At 65.2% G+C, this 22,940-nt stretch carries 32 protein-coding genes and 2 tRNA genes; 21 read left to right on the plus strand and 13 right to left on the minus strand.

Going from position 1 to position 22,940, the window contains the following annotated elements; all coding sequences use genetic code 11:
• The first annotated feature begins 29 nt into the window (after positions 1-29).
• The 3 genes from ACTTAI_RS16150 to ACTTAI_RS16160 all read left to right on the plus strand — a co-directional run bounded on the left by ACTTAI_RS16150 (position 30) and on the right by ACTTAI_RS16160 (position 2,128).
• Positions 30-1,553, plus strand: a complete 1,524-nt coding sequence (locus tag ACTTAI_RS16150; protein ID WP_444452534.1) for a hypothetical protein — start codon at positions 30-32, stop codon at positions 1,551-1,553.
• Complete coding sequence (locus ACTTAI_RS16155) at positions 1,550-2,008, plus strand: GNAT family N-acetyltransferase (RefSeq protein WP_444452535.1); 459 nt, start codon at positions 1,550-1,552, stop codon at positions 2,006-2,008. The genes ACTTAI_RS16150 and ACTTAI_RS16155 overlap by 4 nt, the downstream gene beginning before the upstream one ends.
• A 43-nt stretch (positions 2,009-2,051) precedes the next feature.
• Positions 2,052-2,128, plus strand: a tRNA-Arg gene (locus ACTTAI_RS16160).
• A 30-nt stretch (positions 2,129-2,158) separates the two neighbouring features.
• Here ACTTAI_RS16160 and ACTTAI_RS16165 read toward each other — a convergent pair.
• The 13 genes from ACTTAI_RS16165 to ACTTAI_RS16225 form a co-directional block, all read right to left on the minus strand.
• Positions 2,159-3,232 carry a tyrosine-type recombinase/integrase gene (locus ACTTAI_RS16165; RefSeq protein ID WP_444452536.1) on the minus strand — a complete coding sequence of 358 codons (1,074 nt, stop codon included), beginning with the start codon at positions 3,230-3,232 and terminating at the stop codon, positions 2,159-2,161.
• Entirely contained in the window at positions 3,229-3,471 is a 243-nt protein-coding gene (locus ACTTAI_RS16170) for a helix-turn-helix domain-containing protein (RefSeq protein ID WP_444452537.1), read from the minus strand. Before ACTTAI_RS16170 ends, ACTTAI_RS16165 begins: the two co-directional genes overlap by 4 nt.
• Entirely contained in the window at positions 3,468-3,719 is a 252-nt protein-coding gene (locus tag ACTTAI_RS16175) for a hypothetical protein (RefSeq protein WP_444452538.1), read from the minus strand. Before ACTTAI_RS16175 ends, ACTTAI_RS16170 begins: the two co-directional genes overlap by 4 nt.
• Before the next feature lie 37 nt (positions 3,720-3,756).
• Positions 3,757-5,013: a DUF5131 family protein gene (locus ACTTAI_RS16180; RefSeq protein WP_444452539.1), complete on the minus strand. Its 1,257-nt coding sequence runs from the start codon at positions 5,011-5,013 to the stop codon at positions 3,757-3,759.
• A complete protein-coding gene (locus ACTTAI_RS16185) occupies positions 5,013-5,189 on the minus strand; it encodes a hypothetical protein (protein WP_444452540.1) in 177 nt (58 codons plus the stop codon). Before ACTTAI_RS16185 ends, ACTTAI_RS16180 begins: the two co-directional genes overlap by 1 nt.
• Positions 5,189-5,395, minus strand: coding sequence for a hypothetical protein (locus ACTTAI_RS16190; RefSeq protein WP_444452541.1), 207 nt, complete (start codon positions 5,393-5,395; stop codon positions 5,189-5,191). Before ACTTAI_RS16190 ends, ACTTAI_RS16185 begins: the two co-directional genes overlap by 1 nt.
• Positions 5,392-7,203 (minus strand): ParB/RepB/Spo0J family partition protein, encoded by a 1,812-nt coding sequence (locus tag ACTTAI_RS16195; protein WP_444452542.1) that lies wholly within the window; start codon positions 7,201-7,203, stop codon positions 5,392-5,394. Before ACTTAI_RS16195 ends, ACTTAI_RS16190 begins: the two co-directional genes overlap by 4 nt.
• Positions 7,196-7,342: a hypothetical protein gene (locus tag ACTTAI_RS16200; protein ID WP_444452543.1), complete on the minus strand. Its 147-nt coding sequence runs from the start codon at positions 7,340-7,342 to the stop codon at positions 7,196-7,198. The genes ACTTAI_RS16195 and ACTTAI_RS16200 overlap by 8 nt, the downstream gene beginning before the upstream one ends.
• 27 nt (positions 7,343-7,369) lie before the next feature.
• A tRNA-Pro gene (locus ACTTAI_RS16205) sits at positions 7,370-7,446 on the minus strand.
• A 211-nt stretch (positions 7,447-7,657) separates the two neighbouring features.
• A complete protein-coding gene (locus ACTTAI_RS16210; protein WP_444452544.1) occupies positions 7,658-7,894 on the minus strand; it encodes a hypothetical protein in 237 nt (78 codons plus the stop codon).
• Complete coding sequence (locus ACTTAI_RS16215; RefSeq protein ID WP_444452545.1) at positions 7,887-8,147, minus strand: hypothetical protein; 261 nt, start codon at positions 8,145-8,147, stop codon at positions 7,887-7,889. The genes ACTTAI_RS16210 and ACTTAI_RS16215 overlap by 8 nt, the downstream gene beginning before the upstream one ends.
• Positions 8,148-8,398: 251 nt before the next feature.
• Positions 8,399-8,779, minus strand: coding sequence for a helix-turn-helix domain-containing protein (locus ACTTAI_RS16220; RefSeq protein ID WP_444452546.1), 381 nt, complete (start codon positions 8,777-8,779; stop codon positions 8,399-8,401).
• 292 nt (positions 8,780-9,071) lie between these two features.
• Positions 9,072-9,719, minus strand: a complete 648-nt coding sequence (locus ACTTAI_RS16225) for a DUF7424 family protein (protein WP_444452547.1) — start codon at positions 9,717-9,719, stop codon at positions 9,072-9,074.
• Positions 9,720-9,798: 79 nt separating this feature from the next.
• On the opposite strand from ACTTAI_RS16225, the gene ACTTAI_RS16230 reads away from it, so the two are divergent.
• The 18 genes from ACTTAI_RS16230 to ACTTAI_RS16315 all read left to right on the plus strand — a co-directional run bounded on the left by ACTTAI_RS16230 (position 9,799) and on the right by ACTTAI_RS16315 (position 22,909).
• Positions 9,799-10,086: a hypothetical protein gene (locus tag ACTTAI_RS16230; RefSeq protein ID WP_444452548.1), complete on the plus strand. Its 288-nt coding sequence runs from the start codon at positions 9,799-9,801 to the stop codon at positions 10,084-10,086.
• A 180-nt stretch (positions 10,087-10,266) separates the two neighbouring features.
• Entirely contained in the window at positions 10,267-10,698 is a 432-nt protein-coding gene (locus ACTTAI_RS16235) for a hypothetical protein (RefSeq protein ID WP_444452549.1), read from the plus strand.
• Positions 10,698-10,949 (plus strand): ArsR family transcriptional regulator, encoded by a 252-nt coding sequence (locus tag ACTTAI_RS16240; RefSeq protein ID WP_444452550.1) that lies wholly within the window; start codon positions 10,698-10,700, stop codon positions 10,947-10,949. The genes ACTTAI_RS16235 and ACTTAI_RS16240 overlap by 1 nt, the downstream gene beginning before the upstream one ends.
• 91 nt (positions 10,950-11,040) lie before the next feature.
• Positions 11,041-11,172, plus strand: coding sequence for a hypothetical protein (locus ACTTAI_RS16245; RefSeq protein WP_444452551.1), 132 nt, complete (start codon positions 11,041-11,043; stop codon positions 11,170-11,172).
• A 122-nt stretch (positions 11,173-11,294) separates the two neighbouring features.
• Complete coding sequence (locus tag ACTTAI_RS16250) at positions 11,295-12,623, plus strand: hypothetical protein (protein ID WP_444452552.1); 1,329 nt, start codon at positions 11,295-11,297, stop codon at positions 12,621-12,623.
• Positions 12,620-13,015 carry a hypothetical protein gene (locus ACTTAI_RS16255; protein ID WP_444452553.1) on the plus strand — a complete coding sequence of 132 codons (396 nt, stop codon included), beginning with the start codon at positions 12,620-12,622 and terminating at the stop codon, positions 13,013-13,015. Before ACTTAI_RS16250 ends, ACTTAI_RS16255 begins: the two co-directional genes overlap by 4 nt.
• Complete coding sequence (locus ACTTAI_RS16260; RefSeq protein ID WP_444452554.1) at positions 13,012-13,203, plus strand: hypothetical protein; 192 nt, start codon at positions 13,012-13,014, stop codon at positions 13,201-13,203. The genes ACTTAI_RS16255 and ACTTAI_RS16260 overlap by 4 nt, the downstream gene beginning before the upstream one ends.
• The gene (locus ACTTAI_RS16265; RefSeq protein ID WP_444452555.1) at positions 13,200-13,493 is read left to right on the plus strand and encodes a hypothetical protein; all 294 of its coding nucleotides are present in this window, start codon (positions 13,200-13,202) and stop codon (positions 13,491-13,493) included. Before ACTTAI_RS16260 ends, ACTTAI_RS16265 begins: the two co-directional genes overlap by 4 nt.
• Positions 13,490-13,972, plus strand: coding sequence for a DUF1937 family protein (locus tag ACTTAI_RS16270; RefSeq protein WP_444452556.1), 483 nt, complete (start codon positions 13,490-13,492; stop codon positions 13,970-13,972). Before ACTTAI_RS16265 ends, ACTTAI_RS16270 begins: the two co-directional genes overlap by 4 nt.
• Positions 13,969-15,135 carry a DUF7146 domain-containing protein gene (locus tag ACTTAI_RS16275; protein WP_444452557.1) on the plus strand — a complete coding sequence of 389 codons (1,167 nt, stop codon included), beginning with the start codon at positions 13,969-13,971 and terminating at the stop codon, positions 15,133-15,135. The genes ACTTAI_RS16270 and ACTTAI_RS16275 overlap by 4 nt, the downstream gene beginning before the upstream one ends.
• The gene (locus tag ACTTAI_RS16280) at positions 15,125-15,358 is read left to right on the plus strand and encodes a hypothetical protein (protein WP_444452558.1); all 234 of its coding nucleotides are present in this window, start codon (positions 15,125-15,127) and stop codon (positions 15,356-15,358) included. Before ACTTAI_RS16275 ends, ACTTAI_RS16280 begins: the two co-directional genes overlap by 11 nt.
• Positions 15,355-16,065 carry a DNA-methyltransferase gene (locus tag ACTTAI_RS16285; RefSeq protein ID WP_444452559.1) on the plus strand — a complete coding sequence of 237 codons (711 nt, stop codon included), beginning with the start codon at positions 15,355-15,357 and terminating at the stop codon, positions 16,063-16,065. Before ACTTAI_RS16280 ends, ACTTAI_RS16285 begins: the two co-directional genes overlap by 4 nt.
• Complete coding sequence (locus ACTTAI_RS16290) at positions 16,062-17,912, plus strand: phage/plasmid primase, P4 family (protein WP_444452560.1); 1,851 nt, start codon at positions 16,062-16,064, stop codon at positions 17,910-17,912. The genes ACTTAI_RS16285 and ACTTAI_RS16290 overlap by 4 nt, the downstream gene beginning before the upstream one ends.
• A 414-nt stretch (positions 17,913-18,326) precedes the next feature.
• The gene (locus tag ACTTAI_RS16295) at positions 18,327-19,088 is read left to right on the plus strand and encodes a hypothetical protein (RefSeq protein ID WP_444452561.1); all 762 of its coding nucleotides are present in this window, start codon (positions 18,327-18,329) and stop codon (positions 19,086-19,088) included.
• 119 nt (positions 19,089-19,207) lie between these two features.
• A complete protein-coding gene (locus tag ACTTAI_RS16300; RefSeq protein ID WP_444452562.1) occupies positions 19,208-19,900 on the plus strand; it encodes a hypothetical protein in 693 nt (230 codons plus the stop codon).
• A 135-nt stretch (positions 19,901-20,035) separates the two neighbouring features.
• Positions 20,036-20,653, plus strand: coding sequence for a hypothetical protein (locus tag ACTTAI_RS16305; protein ID WP_444452563.1), 618 nt, complete (start codon positions 20,036-20,038; stop codon positions 20,651-20,653).
• Positions 20,654-20,708: 55 nt separating this feature from the next.
• Complete coding sequence (locus ACTTAI_RS16310; RefSeq protein WP_444452564.1) at positions 20,709-22,709, plus strand: phage terminase large subunit family protein; 2,001 nt, start codon at positions 20,709-20,711, stop codon at positions 22,707-22,709.
• Positions 22,706-22,909 (plus strand): phage head-tail joining protein, encoded by a 204-nt coding sequence (locus ACTTAI_RS16315; protein ID WP_444452565.1) that lies wholly within the window; start codon positions 22,706-22,708, stop codon positions 22,907-22,909. The genes ACTTAI_RS16310 and ACTTAI_RS16315 overlap by 4 nt, the downstream gene beginning before the upstream one ends.
• Positions 22,910-22,940 lie beyond the last annotated feature (31 nt).

A 22,940-nucleotide genomic window follows, 5' to 3' on the forward strand; every position in this document is an offset into this window, starting at 1 on the left:
CGGGCGGGTATTCACGCAAGAGGTTGAGGATGAACGGCAAGGCATTTCTGGCAGGCGCAGCCGTGATTGCGGTCGCAGCGGGCGGATATTGGTGGATCGCCACGCCCCATGTGACACAGGCCGAGGTCGAGCGGCTGCGCGGCGAACTTGAGGCGACGCTGGGACCGGCGGCAAAGGCCGTGACCCTCACCCCGCAAGGCGATCACTACACCGTCGTCATCGACCCCACCCCCGTTCTGGCGCCACGGCTCGCGGGCACCGCGGCCAAGGCAACGATCACCCCCTACACGATGCGCCTGACCCCCGAGGGCAAGGGCTTCTGGCATCTGGAAGGTGACCCGCAAACGGTCGATCTGCACCTGCAGATCCCGCGACCCCAGGGCTTGCCGCCCACACGTCTCGACTACCGGCTGGAGGGCATGCAGGTCTCCGGGCGGATCGACGAAAGCCTGCACGCGATGACAGAGGTCGACAGCAAGGTGCTCCGGATCATCATGCATCAGATCGATCCCCAAGGGGCTGCGGGCACGGTCGAAACCACCACGACGCAGGGTCCGATGACCTCGCAAACCCGGGCGAAACAGGGGGCGACGGGGCTGGAGCTGAGCGGGCACGCGACGGTCGGCACCGTCGAGCAGACCATCGCGCTGCCCACGCCGCAAAGGCAGGGCGGCGCCGGAACGCTGGCCCCCGCCCCGGTCCCGCAGAAGATCGTGATCCGGATGCATGACGTGCAAAGCGACGGCACGCTCACCGGGCTGCGTTGGGACGAGATCCTGACCCTTGTGCGCAAGCTCGTCGCGCTGCGGCCCGATGGCCAGCCGGTGCCGACAGCGGCGCGGCCGGAAGTCGTGCAGCTGATGCGCGACGCCTTGCCGCTCTTCGACGGCGTGACCAGCACGACTTCGATGACCAACGTGACAATCGACGCCTTCGGCAAGAGCTTCGCACTTGCCCGTGCCGAAGCCTCACTGGAGAGCTCCGGCATGACCGATCGCGCGCATCTGCGTGAGGTTGTCACTCTGGAGGGGCTGAGCCTGCCGCCCGGCCTTGGCGCGGACTGGGCGCTGCCAATCGTGCCGAAACAGCTGCGGGTCGATATCTCGGCGGCCGATCTCGATCTGAAGGCGGCGGCGGGTCTGGTGCTTGACGCGACCAAGACCGGAGAGACGACGAACACGCCCGCCTTCAATGCGAAGCTCGCCGCGGCGCTGATGCCCGAAGGCACGATCGCGCTGGCGCTGGGGCCAAGCCATATCCAGGGCGAGGGATATCGGTTCGAGGCCGAGGCGGAAAAACGGGTCGGCCCCAACACAGGGGCCCCGCAACCCTTCTCGGCGAAACTGCGTCTTGCCGGGCTCGACACGCTGTTGACGGTGCTGCAAAAGGCGCCCGAGGATGTGCGGCAGGTCTCGATGGCGCTGATGATGACGCGCGGCTTTGCCAAGGTGGCGCCCGATGGCGCCCTCAGCTGGGCGCTGACAACCACCCCTGAGGGGATTCTGACGGTAAACGGCACGCCGCTGAGCGGGCTGAAGGGAATGATGCCATGATCGAGATTACATTGTCGTCACCGCTCGCCCCCGAGCTGGCGCTTTTGCACGAACGCCATACGGTGGCGATGCATGCGGATACCCCGCCCGAGTCGATCCACATGCTGCCCGCTTCGGCGCTGGCGGCGCCGGGGATCTGGTTTTACGTGTTGCGGTTCGAGGGCCGACCCGTCGGCATGGGGGCGCTGAAGCGGATCAGCGCGCATCATGCCGAGGTGAAATCGATGCATGTGCTGTCGGAGATGCGCGGCCGCGGACTGGCGCGGGCGCTGCTTTTGCACCTCGTCGCCGAGGCGCGGCGTCTGGGCTTTGACCGCGTCAGCCTTGAAACCGGCTCGCAAGACAGTTTCGGCCCGGCCCGCGCGCTCTATCTGGCCGAAGGGTTCGTCGAATGCGGCCCCTTCGAGGGCTATGGGCACGATCCGAATTCGGTGTTCATGACCTGCGTGCTCTGAATGCTTGCATGCCCTCCGCGCTTGTCGCAAAAGGGGGGCGTGCGGTCCCGTAGCTCAGCTGGATAGAGCAGCTGCCTTCTAAGCAGCGGGTCAGGGGTTCGAATCCTCTCGGGATCGCCACCCTAATAAAACAGCGTTGTTTTATATGGATTATTTCGCGTTTTTTACAGGATGGACCGGACGTTTTACAGAGTTCCGGCCTTGTTCTGTTCCCGTCACCGCTGCGCGGCGGTTGGCAGACTCGGTATAGTGCTGCACCTCGGACAGGCTCTGGTGACCGGTCCAAGCGGCAATCTGATGCGTCGTGGCCCCCGCCTCGGCCAGTTGCTGGGCGCGAGATTTGCGCAGCCCGTGCGCGCTGCGCCCGCTGATTTCCGCCGATCTGGCGGCCTCGGCGATAACCGTGCCGAGCGCCTTGTGCGACCGCGTCCGGCCACCATGCGTCGCCAAAAATGTCATCTGCCCGGAGAGGCACGCCAGTGCCTGGTGCATCGTGTCTCGATCCTCGAGCATATCCTCGGCATAGGCCGGTAACTGGCAGTGCCATGGCACGAATGCCTCATCGCCCGTTTTTTGTTGCCGGAACGCCAGAACCCCGTCGCGGCCGACCATGCCCGGGCCGATCCGCACCGCATCAGAGATGCGCGCACCGGTCCAGAAAAGCAGCTCGAAACAGGCCCGCGGCACGGTGCCGATGGGCCAGCGGACGCGGAACCGCTCGATCTCGGCGGCGGACCATGGCGGATGGCCATCTGTTTTTGGGGCCTTTGGCTTGATCACCGCGTGCGACGGATCGGATTTCAGCAGCCGCCTTTCGACGCCAAATTTGCAGACTGCCCGCCACGTTTTGAGGCGCGCGCCTGCGACGTTTGGCTTTAGGGGCGCGAGGTCGTCGGCAATGTCATCGGCGCGCAGGTGGCTGGCCAAGGCGTCCTCGGCCTGCTCGCGGATTGCCTCAATGTGGCGGCGCAGGGTCGCACGGTAGCTGACTGAGTGGGCGAGGTAGGAGTCCGACCGCAGATAGGCCTCGCAAAGCGCGGCGATGGTGCCGGTGGTGGCGCGTATCTGTTTCGGCGCTGCGGCGCGGGCGGCGGCATAGGCCGCCAAAAACTCTGGGTGGTCAAGCGGCAGATCTGGCAGTTTTACGCGCGGCTGGCCCGGGATGCGCAGGTAGCGGTAGACCTTGCCTCCGGCGCGGATGGTCTGGATATGCTCCAGCGTCACCGTGCTCTCCCGAATTTGCCGGCGCATGTGTTGACGGCCTCCGATTCGATCGCCTCGCCCTCAATGGGCAGCGCCGAGGCGAAGGCGTCAAGGTCGTAGCGATCGTAGAGGCGCTTGGCTCCGAGCATCCGGCGCGGGATGTCGAGGCCGCGCAGTGTCGTCTGGCTGACGCCGAGATAAAGCGCCGCCTCTGGCGCGGGCAGCAAGCGCGGCACAAAATGGGGCTCGTGACGGCTCATAGAGGCTCCAGCGGCGGCAGGGATCGAAGAAACTCATTGGCCTCATCGGCAAAAGGACGGCCAGTCTTGACTGTCTGTGACGCCTTGCGCGGCGCTTCATGGCCGCGCCATTGTATTTCGCGCGCTACCGCAATCAGGCGCACGCACTCAGACACCAGGCCAGCCTTTCGACCGGGCCATGACTGGCCTGTTGCGTTGCTCTGCTTGGTCAGGTCGAGATAGATGGGGACAAGATCTTTCATGGTCATGCGCTCAAGCTGTGAGCGCGTGAGCAGCAGTACCGGACTAGGCGGCATTGCGCCCTCCCGGCATTTCGTCCCAAGTGCGCCCGTCGAGAAGGCGGCCAGCCGCGCGCTTGCCGCGCTTGTCCATCAGCCAAGCATCAGGCCCATAGGCGAGCAAGCCAGATGTGGTGCCTCCGTCTGCCTTGATGATCAGAGATTTGCGTGCGTCCAGAAGATCGGTTTCATGGGCCGCGCGTCGCGGCGCCCACTCTCCCCACTGCTTGAAATGGAATGCCACGCCCGCGCTTACGCACTGGTCGCGCAGGCTGCGGACCCAATCCGGGTGCATGGGCCGGGCGCGAGGGCCGCTCTCGCCGCCGACGATCACGAGATCGAGGCATGGCGTGTCTGGGTGATGCTGAACCATGTAGTGGTTGCAGTCAGGGCAGACCGGCTCCCATTCCGACGATCCGCACGCCGGGCAAAACTCGACCGCGCCGCTTTCCTGCCCATATTCCTCTTGGCACGGCACGCAACGATCGATGGCCGGGTGTTGCGCGAGGCGAGTGCCGCAACCGCCTCCGCACTCGTAACAGCCAGGCATGTATGCGCGCAGATCCAACGCCCCCAGCAGCGGCTCGGCAGAGACGAATTTGATCGCGGCAGGCGTTTGCAGCAGATGCGGGATGCGCGCGTCAGCGGTGAACTGATCTTCGATCGAGGTGCCAAGCCAGACGTTCGGCAGTGGCCAGCCGCGAGCAAGGCCACGATTTTCGAGTTTCGGGACAATGTCGGCATGCTCGAAATCCTCGACCAAGCCGATGCGATCGCAGGCAATGTCAAACGCGGTGAGGCTTTTGCATTCCCCGTGCCCGCGTGACCGCAGGCGTTTTGCATAGGCGCGAACGATCCGCGAAACCGCATCGCCCGTCACATATTCCCGCATCCTCTCGGGCCGTTTGGTCAGCACCTGAAACGTATGCTGCGGGCAAAGCGCCATGACCGCGAAAACCCGGTCGATCCATTCGTCTGGCACCGACTCGTGAAACAGGTCGCCATGCGCGCAGACGAAGATCCTGCGCGGCGCGCGCCAGCGCAGCGGCTGGTCGAGCCAGCCCTCGTTGAACCGCACCTCGCCCGTCCAGACCGCCCGCCCGCCCGTTTCGCGGGTCAGCCCGGCCCGGCTGGGGTGATGTTGCAGCCGAGACGCCGCCAGCCCCATGGCGTAGCAGTTGGTGCAGCCCGCGCTGACCATGCTGCAGCCGGTGATGATGTTCCAGGTCGCGTCGGTCCAGCCGATCAGGGATTTGTCAGCCATCAGAAATCCTCCGGACGCACGATCCCCGGACCAGCCTCGCAGGGAATCAGATGGGGGCGACCATCGTAGGTGCCGCAGGTGCAACAGGCGCCGCGTGGCTGGCGCTTTGTCGTCTCGGCCTGCTCGATCTCGCGCAAGGTGTGCGGGGCGGTGATATTGGCGGCGTCCCAGATCATCACAGCCCTGCCCCGGTTCCGGCCGCGATCAGCCACAGACCAAGCGCGGCCATCGCGCAGAGCGCATAAGCGGGCAGGAAGATTGCCAGCCCACCGGTCACATGGTCCGGCCCGTCGTCGGCCATGTCGGCAATGGTGGCGCGGCGCAGCGCCCAGATGCCGATCGCAGCGATGACGATCAGCGCGACCCCAGCGAACGCGGTCATTGCGCGGCCTCGGCGGTCAGGTGCGGCCAGCTGGCGCGGAGTTCCGCGGGCAGCCAAGCGTCGATCGCGGCGGCCTGATCGCGCGAGAGGCCAAGGGCCTCGCGGAAATCGTCGTCGCCGAACAGCTGCCCGAGGTCGCGGGCTTTGTCGGCTTTTTTCATCGACCGGAAGTCGCCTGCCCGGTCGAGATCGGCAGGGACCAGCTTGCTCCAGATCGCATCGAGCTGACCCGGCTTGAGGCGCTTGAAAAACTCGGCATCCGGCGTCCAGACGGTGCGCGGATTGGCGCCTGCAAGCGCGGCCACCTCGGCCGAGAGGTGGCAAGACCAGCCAGAGACGGACCGGATCAGGGCGCGGGTGACCTCAAGCTCAAGCGCTTTCTTGCTGCGCGCAAGAGTGGCGGTCAGCACCTCGGAGGGGTTCGACAGGTGATCCTGCTCGCGGTCGCCGCCGGTCAGCTGCTCGCTGACGCGCACCTCGCCTTTTTCTGGCTTGATCAAAGTTTGCACAGCAGTGACGCCCATCGGGTGCTTGTAGGGTGCAAGGCCGGAGGTAAGCGCGATATGCTGCAGCGCCAGCACCAGATCATGGCGGGTCATCAGCGCGGTCTGCAGCGTCAGCGACTGGATGCGGCGCAAATCGTCAAGCACCGACTGCGGCAGTTTCTCGACGCTGGTCACGACGGCGCCCGTGGTGTCATCGGCCTGCGTTTTAGCCTCGCGCGGCCGATAGACGCAACCGAGCGTGAGCTTTCCCGCCTTGTCGACCACGTAAAACGCGATCCCGGTTTCCCGGTCGGCGTCGGTGTAATCGCCTGCCGCTCTGGCTTCCAGCTCCTCAAGCCGCGCGAGTTCGGTGTCGGTCAGTTCTTCGACTTCGGCCCGGGCTGTCAGCTCTTCGAGCTCGTCGCGGTCAGCCTCGGGCAAATCAACCGGGGTCGGGTGGATATCGTCCATGTCCTCCGTTGCGGGATAGGGCACATAGGTCTCGGTGCAGACGCGCACTTGCGCCCATCCGGTCCCGGCGCGCAAGCGATCGGCGGCCTCGGCGCAGCAGCGCTCAAAGAGGGTATCGAGGAGTTGCGAGTCGAGCAGCTGGGCTTCGTCCAGGAACAGGCTTTCGGCCACCTGCCCGCCCTCGGCGCAGTAGAGGTCGAGGCCGACAAAGATGGCGCGGCGATCGGTGGCGGGCACGGCGCCCGGTTGCAGGGCGCGTTTGATGGCGAGCGCACTGCGCATCTGCCAGTCATTTTGCGCGATGCGGGGCAGAAGATCCAGCACCTGCGCCTCGGTGCCAAGGGTCAGCGCCGCAGCCTGATCGAGCGACAACGAGCCAGTGCGCAGCAGGTCGAGCGCGGCATCTGGCAGGGTCGCAAGTTTCAGGCGCCCGCGAACATGGCGAGCAGTGGTCGCAAAGGCCTTGGCGATGCGCTCGGGGTCAGCGCCCGCCGCGCCCATGCGGCGATAGGCCAGCACCTCGTCGGCCGGGTTGAGGGCGGCGCGGGCGGTGTTTTCTGTCAGGGCCCATTCGCGCGCCGTGGCCTCGTCGTCGGTGACCAGCACCGGAATATCGTCGATTGCATCGGCGCCGTGGATCAGCTGCAGTGCCCGCAAGCGGCGACCGCCGCCGACGATGCCGGTGCCGTCGCGTTTGCGGGCGGGATCGCGAAACCCCAGCAGGTTTTGCAGCAGGCCCGCGGTTTTCAGCGACTCGGCCAGCGCGGCAATTTCGTCATCGGAGGGTGCGGGGCGGGCGTTGAGCGGGTGGAGGTAAAGGTCACTCAGTGGGAGATCGAGCAGCTCAGCCATGGGTGACCGCCCCGAGCGCAAGCCCGACAATCACGCCCGCCGCGAAGGCAACCAGCACGATGCCCGCGCCGTTCAGGGCGCTGCTGATGCCCCAAAGGGACCAGGTGATATCTGTTTGCCAAAAGTCCTTGAGCGGCATCTTGCATCCTTTCGTTGATCGTGGATCTGGTCGGGGTGGCGGGGTTCGAACCCGCGACCTGCTGTACCCAAAACAGCCGCGCTACCTGGCTGCGCTACGCCCCGAGGTGAGACGGCGGGCGAGGCCATGAGAGCCGGGAACCACGATCCCCGCCCGCATCAGCGCCACCGCGGCGCCGATTGGTGTTTGATCCCCGCCGCGCTGGCGGCTCTGGCCGGGGAGCGGCCCGTTTCCGATGCTTGCGCCCTCACTCGATTGCGCCGCGCGTCAGCATCGGCATCTGCCGGGATCTGCGACCCGGTTGCACTGGCGCTGTCAGTGGCTCCCGCCGCGGGGCGCCGGAAGGATCTCGAGCTTGATGCCTGCACCGGCGAGCCGCGCAACGGCGCCGATGCGGTTGGCCGCGCCAAGTTTGGTGGTGATGGCGCGAAAGGTTTGTTTGGCGGCGCTGTCGGACACGCCCAACCGGTGCGCCGCGATGCTGATGGGTAGCGCGATCAGTGGCAGGGCCCGGCGCTCGGCCGGGGTGAAATGCGCGGCGCCGTCAAGCATGGGCGGCCCCGGTGCGACGGCGCAGCGCGGCGCGCAGCAATTCGGCCCGCATGTGGTCGATCCAGTCTCCGTGGGCCATCAGGGTGTCAATCGCCTCCGACAAATCGTCGGCCGTGGCGTCGGCGGCAAAGAGCGCGAAGCGTGCCGCCTCAAGGCGCTGAGCGCGTGAGGCAAGGATTTCGCGCAGATCGACGGCCGAGAAGACCTGAGAAGCCGCGGCGGCCAGAGCGGCGGGGTTGGGTGTGAAGGTCATCGTTGCCTCCGTGGTTGATGGGAGGCAAACTAGTGGACATTTTGTCCATCAGTCAAGAAGCAAAATGGACAAAAGGTCCATTGCGCGCAGTCGGAATCGTTGCCATAACCCCCATGAAGGGGGTTAACCTATGTATTCACTCACAGATTTTCTTGTTCTGGCAGCTGCAACTTTGACCGGGCGCCCGGTTTCCCAGATTTATCGGGTGCGGTCCAGGCTCGCAGCGACAGTCAAGCGGGCGTGGCGATCTGTCAGGTAGCCTTTGCTTCGGCGTCATCCTTGGCTTTCTTCAAGCGAACGGCTTGAAGGTTGGCAGCGACAGCTGAACGCAAATCGGGCGGGGTATCAGAAAGTACGCCGCGATATATGAAGTCCAATCCAAAGCCGTAAAAATCGGCAATCCTGGCCCCGACAATGATGTCGAGGCCTTTAGTGCCGCTTTCGACTTTGCTCATGGTGCTGCGATCCAACTCCAAGGAGTCTGCGAACTCTGCCTTGGACATGTTCAGGGTCTGGCGGATCGCAGCAACGCGCTCGCCGACCCTGTCGGGGTGCATTTCCGGTGAGAGGACGGCCGCGGCGATGAGCTTCTTCATTGGCGCAGATTGGGCGGCGTTGGAAAAAACGTCCATCGACTTTATTTCCACCGTTGACTAGTGGACCTTTTGTCCATTATCGAATGTGCATGTCCACTTTCAGCGCAGTCAAAGACCTCATCGATCTGTGGCCAATCCGGAGGGATTTGGCATCCGACATCGGGGTGTCCGTCGACAGGGTCAACAAGTGGGTTCGGGGGGGATCGATCCCGGCAAAGTATCACGGGCCAATTCTGCGGGCCGCAGTCATCCGCGGGTTTTCTGTTTCGGCAAATGACTTGGTGGAGCTGCACGACTGCTCGAGTGATCTTGGAGGAGCGCAATGATGTCATGGGGCTATCCAGAAAAGCAGGGCGCCATCGCCGACAGCGCTGGCGTTGCCGACATCGGAGAGGGTGATTTTCACGGTGCCGCGGCGCTTGATTTCCGTGACGTGTTCAAGCTGGTAGGGCTCGCCGTCGATGAAGGCGCCATGCATTCCGACGCGGGCGGGTTCTGTGGCGTCGTTTTGCACGATGATGGTGATTTGCGGTTCAAGCGGCTGATCGGCGCCCGCGCGAATGTCTCGCGGCAAAGCCGCCTTGATCATGTCGATCCGGGTTTTGTCGGACCGCATGACTGCGGCTGTGCGACCGTCGACATTTCCAGCCTCGATCTGCAGCGCAGAGCCAGATTTCGAGCCGAGGGCTACAACAGGCAAGTCGGCCCGGACGATAGCGAATTGGCTCATGCCATTCTGGGTGCAGCCGACAAACGTGGCGCCGGGAATTCCGGCGGCAATCGCTGTCGCAATGGCTGGGCCATGCTTGGCGCAGTTTTCCGCGGAGATGGTGTCGATGCCGATGTCCGCGGAGGCGACAAGCGCCCCGCCTCCGGCTGCGACGGTCTCGATGTCGGAGGTGTAGATGGTCGCGGTGATTGGCGCCTTGCAGCCGCTAAGCGCAGCAATCGCGATCAGGCAGAGAGATCGTTTCATCGGGCAATGTCCTTTCGGGGTGATGCAATGCCCGAAAGCGTATCTCCGCACGCAGCCCTCAATCAACCGGAGACCTGACATGCGCCTGCTGTCCCGCCTGATCCTGACGCTGATCCCCCGGGCCGTGCTGGCCGAGGTGCTGGATCGCGCCGTTGCCGATGACATCGCCGAAATCCGCCGCCGGGCCGAGGTGCTGACGTTTCGCATCGGCGCGGTCGAGCGGCAGTTGGGGCAGCACCAGCGCGCGCTGTTCCGGCGCACTGGCGCGGCCGTCGCCGATGCGAGTTTTGCCGAGAGCGCGCCCGAGGGGGCGATGTTCGGGCCGCTGGTGCCCGGCAAACCGGTTTGGCGCGGCAACGGCATCTGAGGGTTCTGCCCCGTCCGGTCGCGCGGCCGGGGCAGATCAAGCGCGGCATGCATGGGCCCCTCCTCCTCCCTGCTCATGTGTGTCGATCCCGGGCGGCGGAGGCGTTGCCGTCGCCCGGGGGCCTTCGATGGGGAGAGATTGGCCCGAGGGGTGGGCCGATGCAACGAAACGGGGTTTTCCATGTCGGATCTGTTGAGACGCATCCATGAGACGGCGCGGGCGCTGGTGCAGGGTCACGGCTGTCTCGACAGCGTGTCGGCGTTGATCGAGGCGCGGTTCGGGCGCGGCCCGGGCAAGGGGACGTTGTCAAAGCGGATGTCGGGCGAGCTGGACTGGACGCTGCCCGATATCATCGCGCTCGAAGACGCAGCGGGCCGGTATCCGGTGACCGATCTGCTGTGTCGGCGCCGGGCGGACCTGGACGCGCGGGCGGTGCGGGTCGATCTGATCGCGCAGGCCGGGGCGATCTCGAAGGAGCATGGCGAGGCGATGGGCGCGATGATGCGCGCCATAGGCTCGCAGGATGCCGGGGACCGAGCGCGCGCCGCCGTCGAAATGCGCGAAGCGATCGAGGCGATGACCAAGGCGCTGCACGCGCTGGAGGGCGCGTGATGGGCCGTTTTTTTGATCGCGCCAAACAGATCGCGCCGAACTCGCCAGAGAGCGACAACCGTTTGGTGATGGCGCTCAACATGCGTCATCGCGGCTGCAGCACGGGTGAGATTGCGGCGGCGCTTGGGATGTCGAGGGGCGCGGTCTCGCGCGACCTGCGTGCGATTGTTGAGGCGGACCGGGCTGCAGCGGCCAGTGGCGACGCCGGGGCACCCTGTCTGTCGATCGCTGAGGCCTATCCGTGGGCCTGAGATGAGACACCGGACCGGGTCTTGCCTGCGGTCCGGCAACCTGGCGCGGCGGGACTGCTCGCCTGCCGCGCCTCTTTTCCGGGGATCGAGCGTGAAGCCCATTGGCAAAGTCGCGGCGAAGATGGTGGCGGACCGGGTTTCGGTGGCGCGGCGCGTCGATCTGCCGGTGGGCGATTGCGTGGCCTCGGTGCTGGAGGCCGAGGGCGCGGTGCAGGTGATCTAGGGCCGGTTTGATCCGGCCGAGCCCGGGCGGGCGCTGATGAACGATTTCACGACGCCGGAAATGGCGGGGCAACTGCGGCGGCTGGCCGATGCGGTCGAGGCGGCGGAACAGCGGAGGGAAAGATGATGGATCTTGGATCGATGACGCTGAGCGATCTGTGCCTGCTGCGCGATCGGCTCGGTGTGCTAGTCGAGGCGGGCGCCCTTTTGCAGCGCTTGCCGGGTGATGGCGGGGCGATGCGGTTTGACCTGACCCCGGATGAGCTTGTGGTGATCACGACGCATTGGCGCGCGCCGTCCGCCACGGTATCGGACGCCGCGCCGGATTTCGAGCTTGTCGATCCCGAAACGCCGCAGACCGAGGTCGAGGCGCAGGGGGTGCGCGAGCGGATCGTGGAAATGTTTGCGGGCGTGGTTCCGCCCTGTGCCGCGGCGATCATTGATCCGGCGATGCAGGGCGCTGATGCCTGGGCTACGGCGGCGGCACTGGCCGTGGCCGATCTGGATGCGGCGCGTCCGGGCAACGATATGTCGACCGAGTCCGCCGAAGTGGGCGGCGGTGAGGGCGTGACGGTGCAGGCCGTTGCGTCTGATCCGTCGCCTGCGCCGAGTGAGATCATTTCCGCCGCACCCACCCCGGCGGCGGAAACCGTGGCGCCCGCATCCCCAGCGGAGGCGCCGCAACCCACCCCGGCCGAGGCTGCCCCCGAAGCGGCACCGGCCGGGGATCGGGCTGGGATGCCCTGGAGCGCTGAGGACGATCAGCGCCTGGCGCAGCTACGGGCTTCTGGAAAGACGGTGCGAGACTGTGCCGAGGCTCTGGGTCGGCCGGTACCTGCGACGCAGATGCGTCTGTCGCGGCTGCGCAAGCCGGATGCGGACACGCGGCTGACGAAGACAAAGCGAGATACCAGCGGGCCCGCGGCGGCTGCGCCGAAGCCGGTCAAACCGGCGGTGCAGGCGATAGCCCCGAAAGGATCGGCTGAGGCGGCCGATCCGGTGACGGCGAAAAGAGACCCGGCGCAGGGCGCGCAAGCGGGCAAGGCTGTTTCCAAACCGGCGGCGGTCGCGGGCGCCGCCGGGGATCATTCGAAGCTGGCCAGCGGTGGCACGGTTCTTGGCGGTGGCGGTCTCGTTGGGGAGCGCGCGACGCAGGAGGCTGCCCCGCGTCCGGCATGGTTTCGCGAGATCGACGCGATGCTGACGGCGCTGGGATACAAGGGCGGGTTCGCGCCCGCGATCGATCTGGCGATCGTCGAATGCATCGCCGGGCAGAACGCGCCCGAGGTCGTGGCCGATGAGCTGGGCATGGAAGTCCGCACGATGCGCGAGCGGTTCGTGCAGCTGACGCCGGACTGCGTCGATCGGAATGGCCGCCGCAAGGTCACGGTCGAGGATCAGGCGCGCCTGCTGACGGTGCTGCGCGCCCGGGCGGAAGGCGGTGCGAAATGAGCGAAAACATTGAATTCATTCGGGCTCAGTACGAAGGCATGCTCGCGGCAGCGAATAACATCATCGATGGTCTGGGCGTCGAAAATGACCGGATGCGCGCAGCCCTTACTGCCGCAGATGGCTATCTTGATCGCGGCCTGTATGAAATGGCGCGCAATGTCACTCGTGCGGCCATTGCTGAGACCCCGATCACCCCGGATGAGGCGCACACAGCAACCAATCGCATCCGCGCCGATGAGTGCGAGCAGGTAATGGCGGTTGCAAAAGGTGCGATCACCGACTTGATGGCAGCCGCACTTGATGCGGGTCTTATAAACCGTCGTGAAGGCCTGCGTGATGCTCTGGATGTCGTGAACGAGATCGCCGCCGCCCGGAAAGGCGGTGTGCTGTGAAGATCACCATCACCGAAAATCTGGCCTGCGATCCGCGCGTGCGGTTCCGCTGCGCGATTGACGAGGGCGCGGGCTTCGAGGGGCGCGGCGAAACCCGGGCGGACGCGCTTTATCAGACGGCGTTTTCGATGCGGCGCCAGGAGCTGGCGGATGCCGTGCTGCAGGGGCGCGACGGGGGTGAGGGATGAGCGAGGCGCTGCAGTTCGAAAAGCAGATGGGTGTGGATGTGTCGCCATCGGATGTGGCCCAGGCCATCCGTCTGATGCACGCCGTTGGTGGGCAAGGGCGCATTGTCCTCAAGCTGAACGACAATACCGCGATGGCCGTCGCGCGCGCTATCGAGGCGGGCCTGGCGCGGCCTGTCGTTCCCCACCAGCGCCTGATGGCGGATCTGCGCGCGGCGTCGCCCGCGCGGACCTTTGCGCTGATTGCCACGATCTGGATGGCCGTAGCGCTGTTCGTGAGGTCGTGGGGATGAGCGGCAGCGCGATCAATTGGGGCCCGGTGCTGGATCCGGAGGGCGCTTGGTCGCCGCCGGTGCATGTCGGCGCCTCGCCCGAGGTGGTGGCACGGCACAATTCGGGGCTCGCCTATCTGGCGACGCCCTACACCAAAGAGGTGCTGGTCAAGGGCAAGTGGTCGTTCGAGCGGTCGGTAATGCTGTCGACGCTCGCCTCGCGCCATGTGCTGCTGCTGATGCGGGCAGGCGCAACGGCGGTCAGCCCGATCGTGCTGGCGGCCGAGGCGCTGCACGCGCAGCCGTCGGTGCCGGGGCGCAAGGTTTCGCCGCTTGACCGTGCGCGCTGGACCGAGTGGTGCCGCCCGATGTTCTGCGCGGCGCAGTTGGTCGTGGTCCCGAATATCCCGGGCTGGGACCGGTCGGAGGGTATCTGGGCCGATGTGCAGGCGGCGCTGGCGCATAACACGCCCGTTTTCATCTACGGGGGCGGGCGATGAGCGGATTTCCGAATGATCCGCGCCCGGCCGAGGCGAATGCGCGGCCGATCTTCGAGGTCGCTGATCTGCTGTCGATCGAGGTCGGGCGCGGGTCTGTCGAGCGGCAAGGCCCCTGCCCCCGCTGTGGCGGCGCGGACCGGTTCGGGCTCAACGCCCGCAAAAACGTGTTCCTGTGCCGCCACTGCGAGCATGACGGCGGCAAGGGCGGTCCGCTCGATCTGGTGATGTTCGTGCGCGGCTGCACCTTTCCCGAGGCGCTGGATTGGCTGTGCGGGCCGAAGCCCGAGCTGAGCGCGGCCGAGCTGGCCGAGCGGGAACGCAAGGCAGCCGAGCGCAAGGCGGCCCAGGCGCGGGCCGCGGCGAAATTCCGGGCCGAGGCGATCGAGGATGCGCAGCGCATCTGGTCGGATACGATCCCGGCCGAGGGCACGGTGGTCGTCGATTACCTCGATCGGCGCGGGATCAGCCGCGAGCTGCTGCCCCGCACCCCGGCTGCGCTGCGGTTCCAGCTGGCGGCGCGCTACATGATCCCTGACGGCAATCACGGATGGCGCGAGATTCACCGGGGCCCGGCGATGGTGGCCGGGGTGCTTGACCGCAATGGCGTGTTGACCGCGGTGCATCGCACCTGGATCGATCTGGATCAGCCTAAGGGCAAGGTGGTGTTGCCGCGGCTTGATAAGCCGGGCGAGACCTGGCCCGCGAAAAAGGTGCTGGGCGCGAAAAAGGGCGGCGCGATCCGGCTGGTTACCCCGCAGGGCGCCGACACGCTGGTGATGGGCGAGGGTCTGGAGACGACGTTTTCGGCGCTGGTCGCTGATCGCGGCCGGGGCGCGGCCTATTGGTGCGGCGTCGATCTGGGCAACATGGCCGGGCAGCGGATGCACGGCAAGGGCCTGAAATATGCAGGCATCCCCGACATGGAGGATGCCGAGGCTTTCGTGCCGCCGGAATGGGTCAAGCGGCTGGTCTATCTGCAGGACGGTGACAGCGAACCGCGGTTGACGCGGGCGCAGCTGCTGGCGGGGATCAGGCGCGCGATGGTGCTGCGGCCCGGGTTGCGGGGCTGGATTGTTCCATGCCCCACCGGCGCCGATCTGAACGACGTGCTGTTGGGACATGTGCCGATCGATCCGACCGAAGGGGGCGGCGATGACGCATGAGCCGGTGCGCTGGACGCGGGGCCGCAACACCCAGGACGGGGCCGAAGTCTGGCTGGGGACGGTCGACGGGCGGCGGTTCGCGATCACCGTCCACAAGGTCGGCGGCGTGAAGATCTGGAATGCGGATGACGAGGGGCGGTTGGGCGAGCTGGTCTCGCTCAATCTGCGCGACCTCGAGGCGGCCAAGAGGGCCTGTTTGAGACGGATGGGGAGGGTGGAGTGATCATTCGGGAGGAGCGCATCGGCGGGCAGCGGCTGATCCTTGGCGATTGCCGGGAGGTTATGCCGTTGCTGGGGCGGTTTGATGCCGTGGTGACGGATCCGCCTTATGGTATTGGAGCTGCGGCCGGAATTGGCGGCGGCGGAACTGACGCTACTGGTCGATGGAAACGCAGGCCGCGCCAATATCATGGCTCGTGGGACGACGAGAGGCCGTCTGCTGACGCGTTTTTCGCGATGGCTCAATTGGCGTCCGAGCATATAATCTGGGGAGGGAACTTCTTCGCGGACATTCTCCCTATCGGCGGTCGTTGGCTGATCTGGGACAAAATGAACTCGATGCCGAGTTATTCCGATGCGGAACTGGCTTGGACAAGCATAGCTGGCTCATCCGTGAAAAAATTTACACAGTGCGCCAGCGGCCCTGCGGCGAACAGGGATGGTCGCGCGCACCCAACGCAAAAACCTGTTGCCCTCATGGAATGGTGCCTCGGCTTCATTCCCGCCGCGCAAATCATTCTTGACCCGTACATGGGCAGCGGTACCACCTTGGTCGCATGCCAGCGCACGGGGCGGAATGGCACCGGGATTGAGCTGGACCCGGAGTATTTTGAGATTGCCTGTCGCCGCGTCGATGAAGCCGGGCGCCAGCCGGATCTGCTGATCAAGGCGCCGCAGCCGCAACCAGTGCAGCGGGGGTTTGACCTGTGACCGCCGTCGATCGCGTGGCCGCGGTGATGCGGCAGGCCGAAGAGGTCGATCTGCCCGAGGATCTGGCGGGCGCCTCGGCCGCGCCGGGCGAGGATGCGGGCGGCTGGGACGGGTTCGAGCCGGATTTCGGGCCGCCGCCCGGCAGTGACGGCCCCGCACCCCCGATCGGTGGCGATGGGGAGGAAGAGCCGCCCGAGGCGCGCTGCGCCAAGCTGCCGTTGAACGATTTCGGCAACGGCCAGCGGCTGTTGGAGCATTTCGGCGCGGATATCTGCAATGTGCCCCGCGTCGGCTGGCATCTGTGGACCGGAACGCGCTGGCAGGTCGATCCCGACGATATCGCGGTGCGGCGGCTGGCGCAGGGCATTTCGGCGCTGATCGCGAAGGAGACGCGCTATCTGGTGCTGGGCGAGCGGCAACAGGAGATCATCGCCGCGGCCGAGGGCGCAGAGGCCGAGATCGAGGATCTGCTGGCGATTCCGAAGGGCAAGCGCACACCGGAACAGGCCGATCAGCTGAAGGCGGCGCAGGCGCGGCTTGGCGCGGCGGCCGAGGTGCTGGACGGGCACAAGACCTCGGTCGCGCGGCGTCTGACGCATGCGAAGAATGCGGGCAACACGAACGCGATCAAGAACATGCTGACCGAGGCGGCGGTGCAGAAGGTGGTTGAGCTGGACGCGCTGGACGCTGACCCGCTGGTGATCAATACCGAAATCGCAGTGCTGCGCTTTGTCGTGACCGAGGAACAGGACGGGCGCCGTTTTGCCGAGCTGGTGACCGAGCCGCATGATCGCGCCCAGATGCTGTCGAAGATCATGCCGGTGCGCTGGGACCCGGGCGCGCGCTGCCCGACCTTTGACGCTTTCATTGAACGCATCCAGCCGATTCCGGAAATGCGGCGCTTCCTGCAGCGATGGCTTGGGCTGAGCATGACGGGCCTGACCGGAGAGCAGAAATTCGCGTTTTTCTATGGGACCGGCGCGAACGGCAAATCGGTGCTGATGGACCTGATTTTGCGCCTTATGGGGGATTATGCCGCCTCGGCCAAGATCGAGAGCCTGACCGGGTCGAACCGGCGCGGCGGCGGCGATGCGACGCCGGACCTGATGCAGCTGATCGGCGCGCGGTTTGTGCGGGCATCAGAGCCGGACGAGGGCATGCGGTTCCAAGAGGCGCTGATCAAGGAGCTGACCGGGGGCGAGGTGATGCTGGTGCGGGCGCTGCACACCAACTTTGTCGAGTTCCGGCCGCGCTTCAAGCTCTCGATCAGCGGCAACCACAAGCCCGAGATCAGGGGCGGTGATGACGGGATCTGGCGGCGCGTGCTGCTGGTGCCGTTTGATATCCAGATCCCGCCCGAGGAGCGGGATGCGAAGCTGGGCGACAAGCTCTGGGCCGAGCGGGACGGGATCTTCCGCTGGCTGGTCAACGGGCTGCTGGAATACTTAGAGCTGGGGTTGATGGTGCCCTCAATCGTCAGCGACGCGACCAAGGACTATCGCGAGGAAAGCGATCCCTATGGCGCGTTCCTGTCGGGCTGTTGCCATGTGTCTGGAGATCCGCAGGACACGCTTTGGGCGCGCGATCTGTGTGAGGCGTTCAACTTCTGGCTAGATGAGAACGGCAAGGGTGCGTTCAAGCCGATGACCGTGTCGAAGAAGATGGCGGGTCTGGCGGGGCGCTGGAAGCACCCGGAAACCGGGCGGACGTTTGCTAAGGGCAAGGCCTCGATCAGCCAGTATCTGGGCATCCGGTTTGCCGAGCCGTTCGGATCGCGGTTCCGCGGCATGCCGCGCGATGCGCAGGGGCGCATCCTGCGCAATGGCTCGATGTCCTCCGATGAGTGACGCCCCGCACCCCGCTATCGCCGCATCGTGGGAGGCTAGGGAGGCTGGCGGCGTTGGAGTGGGAGGCTGCGATGACTCGGGGTCCGGGGGGATTGGTGCGCGTTATCATGGCCTTGCGGCGCATCGTGGGAGGCTAGGGAGGCTAGGGAGGGTAAATGCAGGTAACGCGTATACGCGCGCGAAACAAAGGGTGCGGGGCTGATTTGAAGGCATCTCTTACACGTTACTTTGGAATACCCTCCCTAGCCTCCCCAGCCTCCCATGAAGGAAGGCAACCAGCGGAAAAGATTAAAGAAAGACGGCAGTGAATGTGTGGGAGGGTAGTGGTTTTGAAGGTGCGTAGCCTCCCTAGCCTCCCATAGAGAAAAGCGGAAGCGCAACGGATAGCTAAAACCAGAACGAAAGGCACAAGATATGGCAATAGAAACGAACGGGCGGGAATTTGAGGCGGCGGTGGCGCGGTCTGTGGCGGCGAAGATGCGGGTGATCGGGCAGCTGGCGCGGGGCTATGGGCTGCCGGACCCGTTCGAGGGTGATGCGGACCGGCTGGCGCAGATCAAGGCGTCGGCCGAGCCGCCGGTCAGCTGCGGGCCGGAGATGATCCCTGCCCCGGCGCGCGGGCCGATGGTGCGCTTTGCCCCGATTGCCGTGACGCCTGTGGGCGCGGATGGGTTCGAGGTCAGCCATGTCGGGTTCCGCGGCCGGGATGCGGCGCGGGCTGCTGATGCGTTCGACGTTATGGAAGCACAGTCCCGGCGCAAAAAGGGTGAGGCGTATCAGGCCCTGTTCACCCGTGCGCAGGTGCTTGCTGGCCGTCGCTATGCCGAGCTTGTCGAGCGCCATTCGGCGGTCGGGATGCGTTGCGCATCGGCCGAGGCGCTCGCGGCTGGATCTGGCGGCGGGCGCAACGATGGCGGCTATATCGATGCCGTGATCCATGAGGGCGACTGCATTCGCCGGATCGAGGCTGCGATCGGTGCGTGGGTCGCTCTTGCACCCCGGCGCGGCCGGATCGGTATCCGACGGGTAATCACGAATCTCGAACTGGTACAGCTGGTGTGCTTGCGCGGCCTGACGCTCTCCCAGGTGCTGAAAGCGCGAGGATGGACGGTCAATCGGTCCGCATTGGAGAGGGCGCACAAGGCGCTGTGCGCCGCGCTGGATCGGATGGTTTAGGAGCAGTTAAGAAAGGGGATTGACGGCTAAACAATCCGCGGGCAGATTACTTGACATCATCTACAGCTGCGCCCGGGGGAAACCTCGGGCGCTTTGCATTGGAGGTTTCGGTGCAGCCAGTGCGGATCGATCTGGATGATCGGTTGCTGCGCCGACAGCTGACGAACCTGGAGCGTGCGCAGTTGCCCTATGCTGGGGCGATGGCGCTGAACGACACGGCCAAGGATGCGCTTAAGCACATTCAGGACCGGATGAAGGTCGAGTTCGATCGCCCGACGCGCTTCACCCTGAACGCCTTCATGGTCTGGAGAGCGACAAAGAAAACCCTCGAAGCGCAGGTAAAAGAGCGCCCAGACGTTGGCCCGCGACATTACCTCAAGGTGCAAGAGGCTGGGGGGCAGCGACCTAAAACCGGTATCGAACGGGCGCTGGAGGCCAATTTGGCCTATGATGGCATCCTTGCTGCCATTGTCCCGGCAGCGAAGGCGCGGCTGGACGGATATGGAAACTGGTCGCCTGGCGAGCGTAACCAAGTTCTTTCAGCACTTGGAGCGCAGCGGGATAAGGCCGCGAACGAAACCGAGAGGTCCCGCAAACGGGCACCGAAACGCGCCAGCTATTTCGTCGAAGGACATGGCGTCTACAGGCGGAGCACCGACGGCAAAGTTGATCGTGTCCTGCATCTTCTTGACGCGATGCCGAGTTATTCGCCGCGTCTTGGATTTCACGACGGCGTCGACGAGGTATGGCGCAAGCGGATGCCTGAGCACCTGCAGAGATGGCTCGCAAAGGCGGTGGCATCGGCCAGATAAGTGCGGGTCCTTCCCCCGCCACAGCGCCGCGCGGGTAATTCGCACCCCGGTGGTTGTGCGCGGCTTAACACTTGGAAAAGCCTAAACAATTGGCTGCTTAACACCTCTGAAAGGGGGCAATCTGAGAGGTGTAAAATGGACCTGAGCGCGTCGCAACTTGCGCAGCAGCTGAACCTGTCACGAGCGCGGATCTCACAACTGGTAAGCGAAGGAAAGCTCGAAGGCTGTTACGTCGGCGAAAACCGTCAGCGACGGTTTGACCTGGGGAAAGCTCGGGCCGCTTTGCTCGGCCGGCTCGATCCTGGTCAGATGATGGGAAACGGTGCAGAGACCAAGCGCGCGCTGCGAGAGATTGCAGAGACGCCGATTGCGCCCGCATCTGCGCGATCGCAGCGCGACGGCGTGCTGCCGCCAGCTGACCCAGATCGATACGAGCTGGCGCGGATCGAAAGTGCGGAACAGGATGCGCGGCGTAAGCGCCGTGACAATGAGCGAGACGAGGGCAAGTGGGTGCTGGCCGAGGCGGCCGAGCGCGAGGCTGCCAGACTGCTGGCGCGTGAGATTGCGCAGTTCGAAACCGTGCTGCGCGATGCGGCCCGCGATGTCGCAGACAAATTCGGCGCGGATTTTCGCGAGGTGCGCGCGGTGTTGCTGACGCGTTGGCGTACCTACCGCCTGGAGCGCTCCAGCGCATTGGCCGATGAGGCGTCTGCCGCGACGTTGACGGACGACGAACGGACGGCAGACGCCTAAGATGGGATTTCTCAGCCCGGCCAGTGCGGCAGTTCTGCGGGGGACGTCTAGGGCGATGGCGCCGCCGCCGCCGCCGGATATCACCCGCTGGTGCTTCGAAAACGTCGAGTTCGACGACCGCTCGCCGTTCCCGGGAAAATTCCGGATCGAGAGGTTTCCGTTCCTGCGGAAAATTCATGAGGTCCTGTCGCCAGAACATCCGGCGCGTGAGGTGACGATCAGGGGATCGGCGCAATGGGGAAAGACGATCTCGATCGTCAATCCGACCGTGGCTGCTTGGCATGAGTATGGGCCACTCGACAGTCTGGTTGTGCATCCGACCACATCGTCAGCGACCGAATGGGTACGCGCAAAATGGATGCCGCTGCGCCGTTCTGCGCCATCGCTGATTGCCCTCTTCGGAGACGGGGGGCGCGGGGAGCAAACCGACACGCTGCACAATCAGGAAACCGTGGCGCGCAATGGCACGCTCAAGGTCACCTCGGCAGGGTCACCGGACGATCTCGCCGGTACTACCCGCAAACTTGTGGTGATGGACGACGTCTCGAAATTCGAGATGCACCAGAAGGGCGATCCGGAAATGATGGCGGTCAGCCGCGCTTCCGGGTTTGAGGACGCGAAAATTCTGCGGGTGTCGACGCCGCAGATTGCCGGGGCGTGTCGCGTAAGCCGGGCGTTCGCGCGCTCAACGCAGCTGCACTACCATGTGCCGTGCCCGCATTGCGGAAACATGGCGCCGCTCACATGGGATAATTTTCGCCGCAACATCGACCCGGAGCGGTTGCATGCGGCGCACTTCAGCTGCGATGCCTGCGGCTGCCGGATCGATCACGCAGATAAGGTGCGGATCGTTGCGGCAGGGGATTGGGTGGCGCACAACCCGGCCGGGGATCACCCTGGGTTTCACCTATGGCGGGCCTATGTACCGCAACGGGACTGGGCTTCGATCGCAGTCGAATATGCGCAGGTCATGGGCTGGACAACTGGGCACGCGATCAGCACCGAGGGCGGTGAGCCAACCGATGCGCAGACAGAGCAAACGTTTTATAACGACGTGCTGGGTCTGCCATACGAGCAGGCGAGCAAAGGGCCGGACTGGGAAAAGCTGCGCGACCGCGTCGAGAGGGCAGATCCGGAGCAGCGGCCCCTGCCGCGCGGGGTATTACCCGCCGAGGGGTTTATCTTTTCGGCCGGGGTGGACTGTCAGGGCGACCGGATCGAAGTGCATTTGGCGGCTTTCGGGCGTAACTATCGCCGCTGGGCAATCGACTATCAGGTGATACCGCATCACATTTCCTCGGATGAGGGCCGAGCGGCGCTGAACCAGTTGTTAAAATCGACATGGCGCACCGAGACCGGACGCCGCGTCGGGCTGGATGTGCTGGCAATCGACGGCGGGGCCTATACCGAGGATGTCTGGGATTGGGCGCTGCGCCACCCCTATACCCGGGTAATCGTAGTCAAAGGCGCGACAAGTTCGGCGGCTCCGGGCTTGAAGCGGATGGAGTTCGACAAGCGGTCGGACCGGATGGCACGGCGCAAGCGCAAGCAGGGATTCGTGGTTGGTGTGAGCCAGCTCAAGGCCGATTTCTATGGCTGGCTGGACAAGGGGGACCCAGCAGAGCGCGGGCATTGCGCTTTCGCCGTTGGCCTAGGTGACGAATATTACCGACAGCTGACAGCTGAGGTGCGGGTGCTCAAGCGCGCCAGTTCTGGGGCGATGGTTAGTCGGTGGATCATCGCCGAGGCAGGGCGGCGAAACGAGGGCCTTGATACGATGCTCTATGCCGAGGCTGGGGCACGGTTCAAAACATGGACCTACATGAGCGAGGGCGCGTGGGACGTGCTCGATCTCGAGCGAGGTGGCGCTCCAGAGGAGGTTCAGGGAGATCTGTTTTCGTCGCAGGTGGCGGTCATCGCTGAACCGTCTCCCGCCGCCGCGAGCGACAGTCCTGCATCTGCCCAAGTGCCGCAGGTTGGAGCTGCGAAACGACCAGCGGTAGCGGCCGCAAAAACGGATGACGACTGGATACCGCCGCGGGAGGAATGGCTGTGAGCTACACACCGGAACAAGTGGCCGCGCTGCGCGCCGCGATCGCGACCGGAGCGACGCGGGTGCGGATGAATGGTGAGGAAGTGCAGTATCGCAGCCTCGGGGAAATGGAGCGGATCCTTGCATTGGCAGAGGCGTCTCTTGGCGGATCTGCTGCGCGGCGCCCGACGCATTTTCACCCGACCTTCGATCGGGGTGTGTGAGGTCCGATGAACATCTTTGACAAGGCCCTGA

This window comes from Rhodobacter capsulatus, from assembly GCF_052363175.1.
GTDB lineage: Bacteria > Pseudomonadota > Alphaproteobacteria > Rhodobacterales > Rhodobacteraceae > Rhodobacter > Rhodobacter capsulatus_D.